This is a genomic window from uncultured Brevundimonas sp., from assembly GCF_963975535.1.
GTDB lineage: Bacteria > Pseudomonadota > Alphaproteobacteria > Caulobacterales > Caulobacteraceae > Brevundimonas.
In genome coordinates this window covers 109,183-124,611 of sequence record NZ_CAXBHE010000009.1, presented here as the reverse complement: position 1 = coordinate 124,611, position 15,429 = coordinate 109,183, and the positions used below count along the sequence as shown (strand labels likewise).

The window sequence follows — 15,429 nt, the reverse complement described above, 5'->3', positions numbered from 1 at the left end:
CCGGCGTCAATCGCACCGTACCAACCGTTCGGCTCAGCCGCCGCAGCACCGGCGGACAGGGCGAGTGCCGCCGCTGCGCTGGATGCGAGGATAAATGTCTTTATGCGCATAGGTGAAGCCCTCCGCAGGCAGGAAATGTTGAGTCCAAGCGGACACGCCGCCCGACCGAACCGCTACCACCTAAAGTCTACAACGTCGAGGAACCACACGGTGGACCCCGCCTTTCCCGGCGAGTCGTGGTGCTGAAGATACAGGGGAATTCACCCCTGTTCAGGCCCCGCCCGGGGGACACCGGCCCGTCCGGGCACGCCGGATGATATCGACCGGCAACCGCCGGCCGGACGTCGCGGATTGCGCCGGGATCATGATAGACTGGCGAAATGAGCGTCGGTTTCTTTCCGCAGCACGGCCGGATCGTCGGCGCATTGATGATGCGCGAACTGATCACGCGCTACGGCCGGGAAGGGCTGGGTTTCCTCTGGCTCATCGGCGAGCCCCTGATGTTCTGCCTCGGCGTGCTGCTGATGTGGCACATCATCAAGCCCGATTATGAGCATGGCGTGCGCCTCGGCCCCTTTGTGATGACCGGCTATATGGCGCTGCTGTTGATGCGGCACCAGATTTCCTACAGCCTGTCCGCGATCCAGGCGAACATCGGGCTGCTGCACCACCGACGGGTCACCGTCCTGCACCTCTATCTCGCGCGCAACCTCCTGGAATTCGGCGGGGCCACCGGGGCCTTCGTGATCGTTTACGCCTTTCTGGCGGGCCTGGGCCAGGTCTCGGCCCCGCATGACTGGCTGCTGCTGTATGGCGGCTGGCTGCTGCTGGGGTGGATGTCGATGGGACTGGCCATCATGCTCAGCGCCCTGGCCCTGCGCTCCGATGTCATGGAGCGGGTCATCCCCCTGCTAACCTATGCGCTGATCCCGGTTTCCGGCGTGTTCTTCATGGTTTCATGGATTCCGCCCCCCTATCAGGATGTCTATCTTCTGCTGCCCTTCCCTCATCCGATCGAAATGATCCGGGCTGGCGTATTCGGGGAATTCGTGGCTACCCGTTATGATGCGCTCTATGCCCTGGGATGGAGTGCCGTGTTCAATTTCGCCGGGCTGATCCTGCTGGCCGGGGCCAAGGACCGTATCGATGCCGAATAGACCGAGCTGCGGGATGCGCGCCTGACATGACCGAACCGCGCCTCGACTATCTCGGCCCCCTGCCCGGCCCGGAACCGCGCGCGCCCGTTTCGCTGGTCCAACGGCTGGGCGGGTTGCCATGGCCGTTTGTGCTGGTGGTCATCCTTCCGACCCTGCTGGCCGCGATCTATTATCTGCTGATCGCCTCGCCCCGCTATGTATCGGAGGCCCGCTTCATCGTGCGCGCCCCGGCCCAGACCCAGCCCTCGGCCCTCGGCGTGGCCCTGCAGGGCGTGGGCCTGCCCGGGGCCCAGACCGACGCCTTTGCCGTGCATGAATATATCCGCTCGCGCGACGGGCTCAGCGATCTGGGCAGGCGCTACGATGTCGCCGCCGTGCTCGGCCGGCCGGGGGCCGACATCCTGTCCCGCTATCCGCGTCCCTGGGACAGCCGGACCTTCGAGGGTCTGCATCGCGGCTATCAGCGCTTCGTCACCGTTGGATACGACTCCACCACCGGCATCAGCACCCTGCGCGTCGAGGCCTTTGCGCCCGAGGAGGCCGCGGGCATGGCCGAGGCGCTGCTGCAGGGCGGCGAGAGGCTGGTCAACCGGCTCAACGTCCGCGCGGCCACCGACGCCGTCGCCGCCGCCGAACAGGCCCAGGCCGAGGCCCGCACCCGACTGGACACGGCCCAGCAGCGGCTGATCGCCTTTCGCAACCGGGAACGGTTTATCGATCCCGCCCGGACCGCGGCCGAAGGCGGCAAGCTGATCGGCGATCTGATGGCGACGGTCGCCGGCCTGAAGGCTGACCGCTCCCAACTGGCCGCCGAGGCCCCCCAGAGCCCCCGCCTGCCCGGACTCGACAGCCGGATCGCCGCCTTCGAGCGGCAGATCGCGCTCGAGCGCGCCAAGATCGCCGGCGACGCGGGCTCGCTGGCTCCGCAGGTCAGCGCCTATGAAGACCTGGTCCAGGAACGCGAATTCGCCGGCGAGCAGCTGACGGAAGCCGCCGCCGCCCTGGTGCTGGCCCGGCAGGAGTCCCGGCGGCAGAGCCTCTATCTGGAGCGGGTCGTCAATCCGAGTCGCCCGGACGAAGCCCTCGAGCCACGGCGCTGGCTGTCCCTGCTGACCGTCCTGGCCAGCGCCCTGCTGGTCTATGGCATCGGCTGGATGATCTGGGCCGGGGTGCGCGAACACGGTCAGGGCTGATGCTGCCGGCGACACCGAAGGGCCTGGTGGTCGAGGGACTCGGCAAGACCTGGCGGCAGGCCCGTCGCCCGGTCTTTGCGGACCTGGCCTTCGAGCTCGGTCGCTCGGGGCGGCTGGCGATCCTCGGGCGCAACGGCCAGGGCAAGTCCACCCTGATCAAGATCCTCGGCGGCGTCCTGCCGGCCAGCACCGGCCGGGTCGACTGGGGCATGACGGCCTCCTGGCCCATCGGCTTCGGGGGCGGCTTCCAGGGCAGCCTGTCGGGACTGGACAACATCCGCTTTCTGGCCCGGCTCTACGACCGGAATTTCGCCGAACTGCGGGACCGGGTCGACGCCTTCGCCGAGCTGGGCCACCAGCTGACCGGGCCGGTCAAACACTATTCCTCCGGCATGCGGGCGCGCCTGGCCTTTGGCCTGTCCCTGGCCATCGAGTTCGACTGCTACCTGATCGATGAACTGGTCGCCGTCGGCGACGCCCGATTCCAGCAGAAATGCCAGGAGGAATTGTTCGCGCAGCGTGCAGATCGCGCCTTCATCATGGCCTCGCACGACGTCCACCTCGTCGCGGCCCACTGCCGCAAGGCCCTGGTGATCGAGGGCGGCAAGGCCAAGCTGTTTGACGACGTTCACGAGGCGGTCGAGATCTACACCTGGCTGCGGGCCGCGTGACGGACGGGCCTCGCCTCGGAGTCTTCTTCACCCCGACTCCGTTCGAGGCGGCCTGGCGGGCGGCCCTGATCGCCGCCGCGACGGCGGCAGGCTGGCAGGTCATCGAGGGTGCCTCGCCGGTGGCGGTGGCACCCGGGAAGGGCCAGGGGGCCCTCAGGCTCGCGACCTGCGAGACGGCGATGGCCGTCTGGTCCGCCGCCGACTGGCTGATCATCGCCGACAGGCCGTCTGCCGCCCTGGCCGCCAGTGTTGCCGCCGCCGGCATGGACATCGCCGGTGGAGCCCCGTTGGCCGCGATCTGGCATACGGCGCAGCGGTTCGCCGCGGCGTCATCCTTGGCTTCGGGCGGGGCCAGGGTCGTGGATGCGCCGTCGCGCACCCTGGACCTGCCCCACCTTGGCCGGGTTGATCGCGAGGACGCCGTCGCGGTCACCCCGATCCCGACGACGGCCCTGGATGTCTATCGGGCAGTGCCCCCCGTTTCGGGGGCCACCGCCCTCTGGCCGGCGGATCTGTTCACCTATCCGGCCGGTCGCGCGACCGCCGCGCCGCTTCAGGTTGACCTGACCGGCCGCCCCAGGGCGCTCGTCTATGGTCCCCACATTGTCCTGCCGGCCGGCGATTGGCGCGCCACGGTGCGGATCGGGGCGGATCCGGAAGGGGGACACATCCGGCTTCGCCTCGAATGGGGACCGGCTGCCGACATGACCACGGCCAGCGTCACGATCGGGGAGCCCGGCCACTACGCCATCGCGCTGGAGCAGCGCTGGCGGGCCCAGGGGGCTGCGGAAGTGAGACTCTGGCTCGAGCAGGCGGCCTTCGGCGGTCGGCTGGGCCTGCTTGAAGTCCAGGTGGAGCGGCTCTGACGCGTGGAAAGCCGCTGGCTTCAGCGCCCCTCGAACCACAGCAGCCAGTCGTCCTGCCGCCCCCCGTCGAGCAGGGCCGCGCGGGAGACCGGTTCCGCCTCACTGTCAAACGACACGGCGCGGAGCCGCCCGTAGAGCAGGACCAGCCGGTCCAGAAGCCCGCCCGGGTCCCGACAGCGGCCGGCATTGAACTCCAGCAACAGGGCCGGACGATCACGCCTCAGCAAGGGCCAGGCTCCGGCCAGCATGGCCTCCTCCGCCCCCTCGACGTCGACCTTGATGAAATCGACCTTCGGCCAGTCGTGCAGCAGGGTGTCCAGGCGCGCGCCGATGATCGCCACCGTGTCCGGCATCCCGGCCTGGTCATCGCCGACGATGCGGGCGTTCTTGGGCTCATGGGACGGACTGGCCAGGACGAGACCTGCACCATCCGACTCCGTCGCCGCCACCTCGAACACGGTCACGCGACCGTCAAACCCGTTCACCGCCACGGTCCGTCGTAGCAGGGAAGCGGTTCGCGGGCCCGGTTCGATCGCCGCCACCCGGCCCGTCGGCCCGACGAGATCTGCGAACAGGACGGTATAGTATCCGTGGTTGGCCCCGACATCGACGACCCGCATGCCCGGCCGCAGGCGACGGGCCATGAAAACGGTGAGCCAGGTCTCCCAGGCACCGTCGAGCATCAGATGGGCACCGAAGCCGACATCATCGGAGGCGACGTAAACCTTGTAGCGACCGAGCGCGCGGCACAGCGCCACGCCTTCGCCGAGATAGATGGCCTGGGCCAGGGCCCGGCTGCGTCGCTCCAGCGCCCACCGGTCGAGAGACACCAGCTCATTCTCGCCGATCAGATTCAGTTCAGCTAGCGGCAGGGTGGGCATCAACGCGACTTTCCGGCGGCAGGTCTGCGCATCTGCCCCGACAATAACCGGACACGCAACCGACGGCACGGATCGGCTGGCGGTTGTCGCGATGGCTCCGGTGCGCAGCGGGGCCGGCCTGCGGTCAAGGCCGTTGATTTAGGCGCGACCCGGCCTTAGCCATTAGCCCCATGGAAATCTTCGGTTTCGCCCTCTACCGGATCAAATCGGCGCGCCATTTCGCGAAATCCGGCGATGCTGCGCGTGACCGGGGTGACTGGCCGACAGCGATTCGACGCTACCGGTCGTCATTGGCCCTCGACGATTCACGGGCGGATCTGTGGGTGCAACTGGGCCATGCCCTGAAGGAAACCGGCGATTGGGTCGGGGCAGAGGCCGCCTATGTCGCGGCAAGTGAGCAGACTCCCGATATCGCGGATCCGCATCTGCAGCTGGGCCACCTGTTGAAACAGACCGAAAGGTGGACCGAGGCCGCCAACGCCTTCGGCCGGGCCGTTCGCGTGGCCCCCACCCTGACGGATGCCGTCGCCGAGCTGCGAACCCTGGCCCAACGCGGTATCCGCCCCGACTCCGGGATCGCCGGGATCACTCCGCCGGCGCAGCGTTCCAGATTGCCGAACCCGCCGCCGACCGCGGAGGCGACCCGTTTGCAGCTGGGCCGACGCCGTCCCTCGAGAATCGCGCGGCGACGGCGTCTGCGGCTTCCGGCAGCGGTTCGGAAGGATGCCATCGCCGTTCGCACGCGTGCGACGGCCGGAGGCTCTGGCGTGCCGGACGCGACCGCCGGGTCGCAGCGTTATTTCACGCTGGGGCAGGACCTGGGAATCGCCCAGATCCAGGACGGACACTATCTCTACGTCGACCCCATGGACGAGGCGGTCGGTGCCCATCTGATTGCCCGCGGCTATTGGGAGAACTGGATACACAAGGTCGTATGCGCCCTGGTCCGCCCCGGGGACCGGATCATCGAGGTCGGTGCCAATTTCGGCTACTATACGGTGGCCATGGCCCGACTGGCCGGGCCGGAAGGGTTGATCCTCGCCTTCGAGGCCAATCCCGGACTGGCCGAACTGGTCCGGCGTTCCGTCAATTTCAACGGGTATCGCGCGACGGTGGAAGTGGTCGCCATGGCGGCGTCTGACCGGGCCGGCACCCTGAGTTTCGCCACCTCACGCCGCAATGCCGGCGGCGGAACCATCTCCACGACACCGGGAGCCCTGGGACCGGACAGCGTCCTGGTGACTGTCGAGACCGTCACGCTCGATTCCGTCGCCCCTGACGACGTGCGGGTCATCCGCATGGACGCCGAAGGGTCGGAACCCCTGATCCTGCGCGGTGCGGCGCGGTTGCTGCAAAGTCCGGACATTGTTGTCTGCATGGAGTGGGACGTGGTGCAGATGTCGGCTCGCGCCGATGTCCCGGAGCTGGTCGAATGGCTGTCCAGCCTCGGTTTCCGCTACTGGAGGATCCAGCACGACTCCACCTTGCTCAGTATAGCGGCCGGTGACATGCCGGCCCTCCCGGCCTGTGACGTCGTCATGGCCCGGGCGGCACCGGCCGGCCTTGTCGTGGCCCAGGCCTGACTCCGGTCGGCCCGGCATTCACCGGGCGGGCGATCGGCACGCGCCCTCCCCGCTAGAACGCCCAGCTGCCCATATAGCCATCCTCGATCCAGGGGGGGACCGTTTCATGGCCACCGGGCACCGCCAGAAGCGGATCGCCCTGGGGGATCGCCGCAGTCTGCCAATGCTCAAGCCCCGGCACGGCTTCCGTGATCATGTGACCTGCATTCGCCTCGGCCGTCAGTATCGCCTGAACGGCACCCCAGTCCTGATCGACGATTCCGGACAGGAAGGGGTCGTCCGTCAGGGCCGGCAGCACCAGCGGTTGCAGGTCCGCGCTCTTGTCGGATTCTGGCCCGGCGAGGCCGCCCAGCGAGACCCCGTCAACGAAGGCGTCATTGCCGTCCCCGTTCAGACCCGGAAGGACGAACGGCAGGTCTCCGGACGATTTCGAACCGGCGGTTCCGGACAGCATCGGAGCCGACTGGGGCGAGGCGAGCGGAGACGCGCCCGCGCCACCCGGGAAGATGAAGTCTGCGGCGGTCAGGCTGGCCATCGTAACGCTGTGCAGGACGATGAAGTCGCCGCCACCCAGGTTGATGGCGCCGTCGGCACCGACCTGGCTGAAATTGACCGCCAGCTGACTGAAGTTGGCAAAGCCGAAGCCGGTCAGGTCGATCCGGTCAACGCCGATCTCGAAATCGGCGATGACATCGCCCCCCGTGCCGATCTCGAACACGAAGATGTCGGCACCGCCCTGACCGAACAGGACATCGGATCCACCCTTGCCGTTGAGACGGTCATTTCCGGCACCGCCCAGCAGGTAGTTGTTGCTCGCATTGCCGATCAGGCTGTTGTCGAGCTCATTGCCGACGCCGAACGCCGTGGTGCCCTCCAGAACCAGGTTCTCGACATTGGCGTAGAGATAGACACCGCCGTTGGGGACGCGAACATCGGCGTGAACCGTATCGATGCCCCCGTTCGCCGCTTCGAAGGTCAGGTCATCCCCGGTGTCCACCCAATAGATGTCGTCACCGGAACCGCCGTCCATCAAATCGTAATCACCGAGCCCGGAGTCGCCGCGGAGAGTGTCGTTCCCGGCCCCCCCGACGAGAATGTCCGTCACGAAATCGGGGCCGCCGATCAGCAGGTCGTCACCGTCCTCGCCGTACAGGGCGTCGGCGCCGGTTCCGCCGTTCAGCGTGTCGTTTCCGGCACCCCCAACCAGGTAGTCGATCCCGGCGTCACCATTCAGGATGTCGTCGCCGCTCTCGCCGAACAGGGCATCATTGCCCGCACCGCCCGAGATCGTGTCGTTGCCGGCACCGCCGATCAGCAGGTTCTGGCCCTCGTTGCCGACGATCACATTGGCGAGGGCATTCCCCACGCCGTAGATGTTGCCCGCGCCGGCCGCCAGGGTGAGATCCTCCACATTGTCGTAGAGGTAGAAGCTGGCCGACGCCGTTACCGAATCATACCCGCCGCCGGGGCTCTCGACGATGATCGCCGCCTGGGAGCTGACGACATAATGGTCGTTGCCCGCCCCGCCGCTGAGGGTGTCCGGGCCGGCTCCCCCGTGCAGGGTGTCGTTCCCGTCCTCGCCGTACAGGGTCGAACCCACCTGGGTGAGCGGCACCACGGTCGCGCTCGGAATGGAGACGTGCAGCGTGTAGCGTTCGCCCGGGCCGGGCGCACCACTGGTGAAGGTGCCACCGCCGTTGGCGATCCATTGGGCGACCTGGATGTAATAGGTTCCGGCGGACGCAAAGGTGTGGGTCAGGGCTGAATCGGTGCCGGTGTTGTCGGACCCGCCGTCATCGTTATTGGCGAGTTCAGACCCGGCGGACGTGAACAGGCGCAGGGTGGTGTCAAAGCTGGCGGCATCGATATCGAAGGTGACCGTGTCACCCGCCTGTACGGTGAAGGCGTAGTATTCGACGCCGCCGTGGGTGGTCGCCACCACGGTCGCATGCGGGATGGTCGTCGAATTGGCCACATCGGGCCGGGCCAGCAGGTCGAAGCCGCCGGTGAGCGAGACGGCCGCAGCGATGCTGGCGTTGGCCACGCCCGGCCCCTTGATGATGTCGGGCGCGCCACCGGTCAGTCCGGGAGCGCCGGCATAGAGGATATCGTCGCCGGCGCCGCCGAACAGGGTGTCGATGCCGCCGCCGCCGCGCAGGGTGTTGGCGTTGCCGTCGCCGGTCAGAACGTCGTTGTAGGTTGATCCCCGGATCTCCTCGATCCACGCCAGGGTATCGTTGCCGGCACCGCCCGAGGCGGTCCCCGAGACGAGGCTGACGGTGACCGCGGCCGCGGCTCCGGAATAGTCGGCAATGTCCCAGCCGTTGCCGCCGTTAAGGCTGTCATCGCCCAGACCGCCGATCAGGGTGTCGTCGCCGTCACCGCCGTTCAGGGTGTCGTTGCCGGATCCACCGTCGAGATAGTCATTGCCGGCGAGCCCGTGGATGACATCGTCGCCGCCGAGGCCACCGATGGTGTCGGCGAAGGCGCTGCCGGTGATGGTCTCGCTCGTGACATCGCCGGCGACCGTGATCCCGCCGGTCGGGGCGGCGGCAATGGTGATGTCGGAGAAGGCGAGGAATTCCACGTTGGTCAGGGTGACGGTGGCCCCCCCGCCGGCGACCGTGCCGACCTGACCGGACCAGGTAACCGTATAGGCGGATCGCGGGCCGCTGAAGACGACTGTGTCGATGCCGAGGCCGCCATCAATGACGTCATTGCCGCCGTTGCCGTTGATCCGGTTGGCCGCCGAGTTACCGCGGATCGTGTCCGCTCCCGTGCCGCCGACGACATTTTCGATTACCGCCCCGAGGGCGATGGCGACGTTGCCAACCAGCCCGCCGACACTGGAGAAGGCTCCCTGGCGCAGGTCGATCGTCTGGGCCATCGCATAGCCGGAGAAGTCGAGCGTATCGGTACCGCCGGCGTCCCAGACCGCAAAGATCAGGGCCGATGTCGTGCTGGCATTGAACCACGGCTGAACCGCCGTCGAGTTGAAGCCGTAGACCGTGTCGCCGGCCCGGGTGCTCATATTGGCCCCGTAAAGACGCTGGGCCCCGGCGATGTCATCGAGCATCGGCGCGGCGGCATATTGCCGGGTGCCGCCGCCGGTCCGGTAATCCGCCCCGGTATTGGTTTCGCTGAAATAGCTCATCACCGAATACTGGCGGGAATCCTCGAAATAGATCGCGTCATTGGTGTAGGTGACGGTGCCGCCGGCGCTGGCGTTATAGGCGGCCGGATGGCTGAGCCCGATGGCATGGCCGATCTCGTGCAGCAGCACCTGCTGGCCGTAGCCCAGGATCACCGGTGTCGCATTGTAGCTCAGCGTATTGTTGATCCAGACGTCGCCGGAGTTGGACGAGGTGGCCGCGTTTCCCGGCGTATAGGCGAAGGCCGCCGCGCCATCCGAGCCCGTCGAATAGTTGCTGAACAGAATGGTGGCGTTGTTTGAATAGCCGGCACCGTCGTCGACGCGCAGGAAGGTGACGTTGGCGACATCCGACCAGGCCGTCAGGGCCAGCAGGGTCGCGGTGATCTGCAGGCTGGTGAACTGGGAAAATCCGCCTGTATCGCTGGGCATGGTGCCCGGAGCCGTGCTGCGGAAGGCATAGGTGACGGTGGCGGACCCACCGACCACGCCGGACCAGCCGCTGCTGTTGCGCGTCAGCTGGGCCCCCGCATCGGTGACCGAGAACGACGGCTTGCCGTTGGATCCGAAGCCACCCCGGTCGTCGCCGTTCAGCAGAACGCCCTGACCGTCACCCGTGCCATCCGAAACGGCATGAAAGCGGCCGCAGCAGCCGCAGGGCGCATAGCTGGAAATTTCCCCGAAATAGGAGACGGCCGTGTCGTCGGAACCGGAGACGGCCGTGTCGTCATCGACAAATCCTGCACCACCGCCCGCAAAGGGCTCGCCGACTCTGTCCAGCATTGTGATGTTCCCGGTCGATACAATACAGCCTTCACCCTAGCGCGCCGCAGCGAAACGACAAGGGTTTCTGCCGTTCGGGCCCGCTCACGATGCCGTGGCAATCGTGGCGCAAACCCTCGACACCCGGCGATACAGGGTTTGATCGTGACAGCGCCCGCCCCGACCGCTATCGAGCCGCCATCATGGACGAGACCGAACGCCAATCCGAAGACCGCGGCTGGGACACGGCGAAGACCCTCGCCGAGGCCCTGCCCTATATTCAGGTCTATGACCGCGAGACCGTGGTCATCAAATACGGCGGCCACGCCATGGGCGAGAGCGCGGTGGCGCGCCAGTTCGCGGCTGATGTGGTGCTGCTGAAGCTGATGGGCGTGAACCCGGTCGTGGTGCACGGCGGTGGACCGCAGATCAGCGCCATGCTCGAAAAGGCCGGGGTCAAGTCCAGCTTCGTCGACGGCCTGCGGGTGACCGACAAGGACACGATGCAGGTTGCCGAGATGGTCCTGTCCGGCGCGGTCAACAAGGAGATCGCCCACTGGATCACGGTCGCCGGCAAGGAGGCCGACGTGCGCGGTATCGGCCTGTCCGGCAAGGACGCCGGCCTGCTGACCGTCGAGCGGACCAAACGGACCCGCCGCGACCCGGACAGCATGATCGAGCATGAGGTCGACCTCGGCTTTGTTGGCGAACCGACCAAGGTCGATGCCAAGCTGATCGTGCGATTGATCGACAGCGATGCCGACTGGGTGCCGGTCATCGCCCCGATCGGCGTGGCCGAGGACGGCCAGACCTACAACGTCAACGCCGACACGGTGGCGGGCGCGATCGCCGGATCGCTGAACGCCAAGCGCATGCTGCTGCTGACGGATGTGCCCGGCGTGAAGGGCAAGGACGGCCAGATCATCCGGCAGATGAATATCGCCGAAGCCGAGGGCCTGATCCGGGACGGCACAGCAACCGGCGGCATGATCCCCAAGCTGGAGACCGCCGTCGCGGCGGTTCGGGCCGGGGTCGAGGCCGTGGTCATTCTGGACGGCCGACGCCCCCACGCCATGCTGGTCGAGCTGTTTACCGAGCACGGGGCCGGGACCCTGGTGAGCGCGTGACGACAGGCGTGGCCCGGCAGGCCGGGTCATCGCCCGGGATCGGCGTGGACCTGAGCCATATCCGCAGCTGGATCTTCGATCTCGACAACACCCTCTATCCCCCTGAGACCCAGTTCATGAAACTGGTCGAAAAGCGCATCAACCAGTATGTGGTGCGCACGTCCGGCATGGCGTCGGACGCCGCGATGGTCGTTCAGAAGGGCTATCTGCGCGACTACGGAACCTCGCTGGCCGGGCTGATGGCCAACTACCGGGTCGACCCGCACGACTTTCTCGCCGAGGTCCATGACGTGCCACTGGACGCTCTGAAACCCGACCCCGGACTGCGCGCCGGACTGGAGCGGCTTGAAGGTCCCCGCCTGATCTTCACCAACGGCTCGCTGGCCCATGCCGAGCGGGTGCTGGCGCGGCTGGAGCTGACCGACCTGTTCCACGGCCTGTTCGCCCTCGAGGACGCCGACCTGATTCCGAAGCCGGACCCCCGCACCTTTGCGCGGATGACCGAACGGTTCGGGGTCGATCCGACCGGGGCCGCCTTCTTCGAGGACACGGTCAGAAACCTGGCCCCGGCCAAGGCGGTCGGCATGACCACGGTGCTGGTCGGCGCCCACGCCTTCGACGTCGAGGCCGACTATGTCGACCATCGCACAGCGACCCTCGACACCTTTCTCGCCACAGCCGTCCTGACGCCGGGAGACATCACACCATGACCGACCTGACCGATCGCGCCCATCTGGAAGCCGTCATCGAAGCCGCCTGGGAGGCCCGGGCCCAGGCCTCGCCGGCCACCCAGGGCGAGGTGCGCCAGGCCGTCGACACCGCCCTGGCCCTGCTGGATTCCGGCCAGGCCCGCGTGGCTTCGCGCGGCGCGGACGGGATCTGGACCACGCGCCAGTGGCTGAAAAAGGCGGTGCTGCTGTCCTTCCGGCTCAATGACAACCGGATCATGCGGGCCGGCGACCGCGGCCCGGCCAGTCCGCTGTCGTCCGATCATGCCCCGGGCATCGGCCCGTTCTGGGACAAGGTGCCGAGCAAGTTCGGCGAGTGGGGCGCGGCCGATTTCCGGAGCGCCGGCTTCCGCGCCGTGCCCGGGGCGATCGTGCGCCAGGGGGCCTTCATCGGCCGCAACGTCGTGCTGATGCCCAGTTTCGTGAATATCGGGGCCTATGTCGGCGAGGGCTCGATGGTTGACGCCTGGGCCACGGTCGGATCCTGCGCCCAGATCGGCAAGAATGTGCACCTGTCCGGCGGGGCCGGGATCGGCGGGGTGCTGGAGCCGCTGCAGGCCAATCCGACGATCATCGAGGACGGCTGTTTCATCGGGGCCCGGGCCGAGGTGGCCGAGGGCGTCATCGTCCGCGAGGGAGCCGTGCTGGCCATGGGCGTCTATCTGTCGGGCTCGACGAAGATCATCGACCGGGCGACCGGCGAAGTGTTCCGCGGCGAGGTGCCGGCCTATTCCGTGGTGGTGCCCGGAGCGATGCCGGATCCCAAGGGCGGGCCGTCGCTCTACTGCGCCGTGATCGTCAAGCGGGTGGACGCCCAGACCCGGGCCAAGACCGGGGTCAATGAGTTGCTGCGGGATTGACGGCACACACCACCTATGATGGTCTCCGCCATGGAGATCACCATGGGCGGTTATGTCACCAGATCACTCGATTTCACCGGACGCACCGGGGTGATCACCTATTGGCGGGCACAACGGCCCCTGGCGCTGATCCTGCTCCTGGGCCCCGTCATCTCGATGACGCTTCTATTGAGCCCCCTGCCCAATTGGACCGCCCTGATCGGGCTGATCCCGATCCTGTTCGTCTATATCGCGACCATCGCCCTCGGCGTTCGCCGCCTGCATGATCGCAACCGGAGCGGCTGGTGGTTGGTGATCTACGCATCGCCGCTGGCCTTCTCCGGTGTCCTGTTCGTCCGGACGGGAGGCCTTGACGCGGACCCGTCGTCACCCGGTTTCATCGCCACGGCGATCGCGGTGCTGGCGGGTTTTGCCTTGTATGTGTGGGGTTTCATCGAGATCGGCTTGCGCAAGGGCCGCCCCGCGCCGAACCGCTACGGCCCTGCACCGATCTAGGGGAAGCCGGTCAGAAGGCGTGTGACAGCCCGGAACAGATCGGGCACAACCCGGCCATGCTCGCCGACTCGCCCGTGACCACCCCTGCCTCGGACTCCGCCCTGCTCGAGACCGCCCGCGCGACGCTGGAGAAGGTGTGGGGCCATGCCGGTTTCCGCGGCCTGCAGGCCGAGGTCGTGGCCGAGATCATGGCCGGACGCGACGTGCTTGCGGTGCTGCCGACCGGCGGCGGCAAGAGCGTCTGCTACCAGATTCCGGCCATGCTGCGTCCCGGCCTGGGTCTGGTGGTGTCGCCGCTGATCGCGCTGATGACCGACCAGGTCGAGGCGCTGAAACAGCAGGGCGTGGCCGCGGCGCGGCTGGATTCCGGTGTCTCCATGGACGACCGGTCCGAGATCTGGCGTCAGGCCCGCGCCGGGGAACTGGACCTGCTCTATGTGTCGCCCGAGGGGCTGGCCCAGCCGCATCTGATCGACCGGCTGCACGAACTGCCGCTGAGCCTGATCGCCATCGACGAGGCCCACTGCGTCAGCCAGTGGGGTCATGACTTCCGCCCCGACTACCGGACCCTGGGTCGTCTGGCCGAGCTGTTCCCCGGGGTGCCGCGCATCGCCGTCACCGCCACCGCCGACGCCCGGACCCGCGAGGATATCGTCAAGTCGCTGCGGCTCGACGACGCCCGGGTCTTCGTCGACAGTTTCGCCCGCCCCAATCTGCAGCTGTCGGCCGAACGCAAGGAGTCGGCCTCGCGGGCCCGGACCGACGCCCATGTCATCGCCCTGGTGCGCGAGCGGCGCGGCAAGTCGGGGGTGGTCTATTGCGGTTCGCGCGACGGCTGCGAACGGGTGGCCGGGGCGCTGCGCGACGCCGGCACCAATGCCATCGCCTATCACGCCGGGATGGACGCCCGGGAGCGCGACCGGCTGCTGGCCCGGTTCCTGGCCGAGGACGGGGCGGTGATGGTGGCGACCATCGCCTTCGGCATGGGGGTCGACAAGGCCGACGTCCGCTTCGTCATCCATGCCGATCCGCCCGGGTCGCTGGAGGCTTACTGGCAGGAGATCGGCCGGGCCGGGCGTGACGGCGAACCGGCCGAGGGCATCACCCTGTACGGCCCGTCGGACATCGCCTGGACGCTGAAGCGGCTGGACAGCCGGCCGATGGACGAGGCGGTCAAGGCGGTGCAGGTACGCAAGGCACGCCAGCTGTTCGCCATGCTGGACGGGGCCGTGTGCCGGCCCCAGGCCGTGCGCCGCTATTTCGGCGAGAGCGACGCCGGGCCGTGCGGGGTCTGTGACATCTGCGGCGATCCGCCGGCCCTGGTCGACGCCACCGTCCCGGCCCAGAAGGCGCTGGCAGCGGTGCAGCGGCTCGGCGAACGGTTCGGGCGCAACCGGGTCATCGACCATCTGCTGGGCGGGACGAAAGACCCGCAGCCGTGGGAGACGGCCCTGTCGACCTGGGCCATCGGGGCCGACCTGTCGCGACCCGGCTGGCGCGATGTGATCGACCACCTGCTGTTCGAGGGGCTGCTGGTCGAGGATCCCAACGAGGGCAAGCCGCTGATCCGGCTGGGCGAGGCAGAGGCGGTGCGCGGCGTCTATCGCGGCGAGCGGGTCATCGAGGTGCGGCAGGGACCGGCGCGGGCCAGCGCCCCCCGGGAGCGGACCCGCACCGGTCGCAATGCCGCGGTCGAGGCCATGGACGCCGACGTCCGGGCCCGGTTCGAACGGCTGCGGGTCTGGCGGCGCGAGCGGGCAGCGGAGCAGAAGGTGCCGCCCTACGTCATCTTCCAGGACAAGACCCTGCTGGAGATCGCCCTGGCCGAGCCGGGCAGTCTCGACGCCCTGGGCCATATCTCGGGGGTCGGCCAGACCAAGCTGGATCGCTACGGCACGGCCGTGTTGCAGGCTCTCGGCGGCTAGCGTCCGGGTCGGGCCGTAACCCCTTGCCAA

General features: G+C 67.9%; 12 protein-coding genes. 10 read left to right on the top strand and 2 right to left on the bottom strand.

Annotated elements, in window-relative coordinates; all coding sequences use genetic code 11:
* The first annotated feature begins 380 nt into the window (after window positions 1–380).
* The 4 genes from AACZ75_RS12965 to AACZ75_RS12950 are packed head-to-tail and all read left to right on the top strand — an operon-like array spanning window position 381 to window position 3,887.
* Window positions 381–1,157 (top strand): ABC transporter permease, encoded by a 777-nt coding sequence (locus AACZ75_RS12965; RefSeq protein ID WP_339873375.1) that lies wholly within the window; start codon window positions 381–383, stop codon window positions 1,155–1,157.
* 26 nt (window positions 1,158–1,183) lie between these two features.
* Window positions 1,184–2,350 carry a chain-length determining protein gene (locus AACZ75_RS12960; protein WP_339873373.1) on the top strand — a complete coding sequence of 389 codons (1,167 nt, stop codon included), beginning with the start codon at window positions 1,184–1,186 and terminating at the stop codon, window positions 2,348–2,350.
* A complete protein-coding gene (locus AACZ75_RS12955) occupies window positions 2,350–3,021 on the top strand; it encodes an ABC transporter ATP-binding protein (RefSeq protein WP_339873371.1) in 672 nt (223 codons plus the stop codon). The genes AACZ75_RS12960 and AACZ75_RS12955 overlap by 1 nt, the downstream gene beginning before the upstream one ends.
* A complete protein-coding gene (locus AACZ75_RS12950; RefSeq protein ID WP_339873370.1) occupies window positions 3,018–3,887 on the top strand; it encodes a hypothetical protein in 870 nt (289 codons plus the stop codon). The genes AACZ75_RS12955 and AACZ75_RS12950 overlap by 4 nt, the downstream gene beginning before the upstream one ends.
* A 20-nt stretch (window positions 3,888–3,907) precedes the next feature.
* Here AACZ75_RS12950 and AACZ75_RS12945 read toward each other — a convergent pair whose 3' ends face one another.
* Window positions 3,908–4,768 (bottom strand): FkbM family methyltransferase, encoded by an 861-nt coding sequence (locus AACZ75_RS12945; protein ID WP_339873368.1) that lies wholly within the window; start codon window positions 4,766–4,768, stop codon window positions 3,908–3,910.
* A gap of 170 nt (window positions 4,769–4,938) precedes the next feature.
* On the opposite strand from AACZ75_RS12945, the gene AACZ75_RS12940 reads away from it, so the two are divergent.
* Window positions 4,939–6,351 carry an FkbM family methyltransferase gene (locus AACZ75_RS12940; protein WP_339873366.1) on the top strand — a complete coding sequence of 471 codons (1,413 nt, stop codon included), beginning with the start codon at window positions 4,939–4,941 and terminating at the stop codon, window positions 6,349–6,351.
* 52 nt (window positions 6,352–6,403) lie between these two features.
* Here AACZ75_RS12940 and AACZ75_RS12935 read toward each other — a convergent pair whose 3' ends face one another.
* Window positions 6,404–10,285, bottom strand: coding sequence for a M10 family metallopeptidase C-terminal domain-containing protein (locus AACZ75_RS12935; protein ID WP_339873364.1), 3,882 nt, complete (start codon window positions 10,283–10,285; stop codon window positions 6,404–6,406).
* 182 nt (window positions 10,286–10,467) lie between these two features.
* Between AACZ75_RS12935 and argB the strand changes: the two genes are divergently transcribed.
* The 5 genes from argB to recQ are packed head-to-tail and all read left to right on the top strand — an operon-like array spanning window position 10,468 to window position 15,399.
* A complete protein-coding gene (gene argB, locus AACZ75_RS12930; protein ID WP_339873362.1) occupies window positions 10,468–11,391 on the top strand; it encodes an acetylglutamate kinase in 924 nt (307 codons plus the stop codon).
* Window positions 11,388–12,101, top strand: a complete 714-nt coding sequence (locus tag AACZ75_RS12925) for a pyrimidine 5'-nucleotidase (RefSeq protein ID WP_339873361.1) — start codon at window positions 11,388–11,390, stop codon at window positions 12,099–12,101. Before argB ends, AACZ75_RS12925 begins: the two co-directional genes overlap by 4 nt.
* Window positions 12,098–12,979 (top strand): 2,3,4,5-tetrahydropyridine-2,6-dicarboxylate N-succinyltransferase, encoded by an 882-nt coding sequence (dapD, locus tag AACZ75_RS12920; protein ID WP_339873359.1) that lies wholly within the window; start codon window positions 12,098–12,100, stop codon window positions 12,977–12,979. The genes AACZ75_RS12925 and dapD overlap by 4 nt, the downstream gene beginning before the upstream one ends.
* A 15-nt stretch (window positions 12,980–12,994) precedes the next feature.
* Window positions 12,995–13,474: a DUF805 domain-containing protein gene (locus AACZ75_RS12915; protein ID WP_339873357.1), complete on the top strand. Its 480-nt coding sequence runs from the start codon at window positions 12,995–12,997 to the stop codon at window positions 13,472–13,474.
* A gap of 56 nt (window positions 13,475–13,530) precedes the next feature.
* On the top strand, window positions 13,531–15,399 hold the full coding sequence (gene recQ, locus AACZ75_RS12910; RefSeq protein WP_339873355.1) for a DNA helicase RecQ: 1,869 nt from the start codon (window positions 13,531–13,533) through the stop codon (window positions 15,397–15,399).
* Window positions 15,400–15,429: the final 30 nt, after the last annotated feature.

What these genes read in the sequence shown, in the direction of transcription:
- AACZ75_RS12965 (WP_339873375.1), top strand. Translation starts at nt 381, where the DNA reads ATGAGCGTCGGTTTCTTTCCGCAGCACGGCCGGATCGTCGGCGCATTG.
- AACZ75_RS12960 (WP_339873373.1), top strand. Translation starts at nt 1,184, where the DNA reads ATGACCGAACCGCGCCTCGACTATCTCGGCCCCCTGCCCGGCCCGGAA.
- AACZ75_RS12955 (WP_339873371.1), top strand. Translation starts at nt 2,350, where the DNA reads ATGCTGCCGGCGACACCGAAGGGCCTGGTGGTCGAGGGACTCGGCAAG.
- AACZ75_RS12945 (WP_339873368.1), bottom strand. Translation starts at nt 4,768, where the DNA reads ATGCCCACCCTGCCGCTAGCTGAACTGAATCTGATCGGCGAGAATGAG.
- AACZ75_RS12940 (WP_339873366.1), top strand. Translation starts at nt 4,939, where the DNA reads ATGGAAATCTTCGGTTTCGCCCTCTACCGGATCAAATCGGCGCGCCAT.
- AACZ75_RS12935 (WP_339873364.1), bottom strand. Translation starts at nt 10,285, where the DNA reads ATGCTGGACAGAGTCGGCGAGCCCTTTGCGGGCGGTGGTGCAGGATTT.
- argB (WP_339873362.1), top strand. Translation starts at nt 10,468, where the DNA reads ATGGACGAGACCGAACGCCAATCCGAAGACCGCGGCTGGGACACGGCG.
- dapD (WP_339873359.1), top strand. Translation starts at nt 12,098, where the DNA reads ATGACCGACCTGACCGATCGCGCCCATCTGGAAGCCGTCATCGAAGCC.
- AACZ75_RS12915 (WP_339873357.1), top strand. Translation starts at nt 12,995, where the DNA reads ATGATGGTCTCCGCCATGGAGATCACCATGGGCGGTTATGTCACCAGA.
- recQ (WP_339873355.1), top strand. Translation starts at nt 13,531, where the DNA reads ATGCTCGCCGACTCGCCCGTGACCACCCCTGCCTCGGACTCCGCCCTG.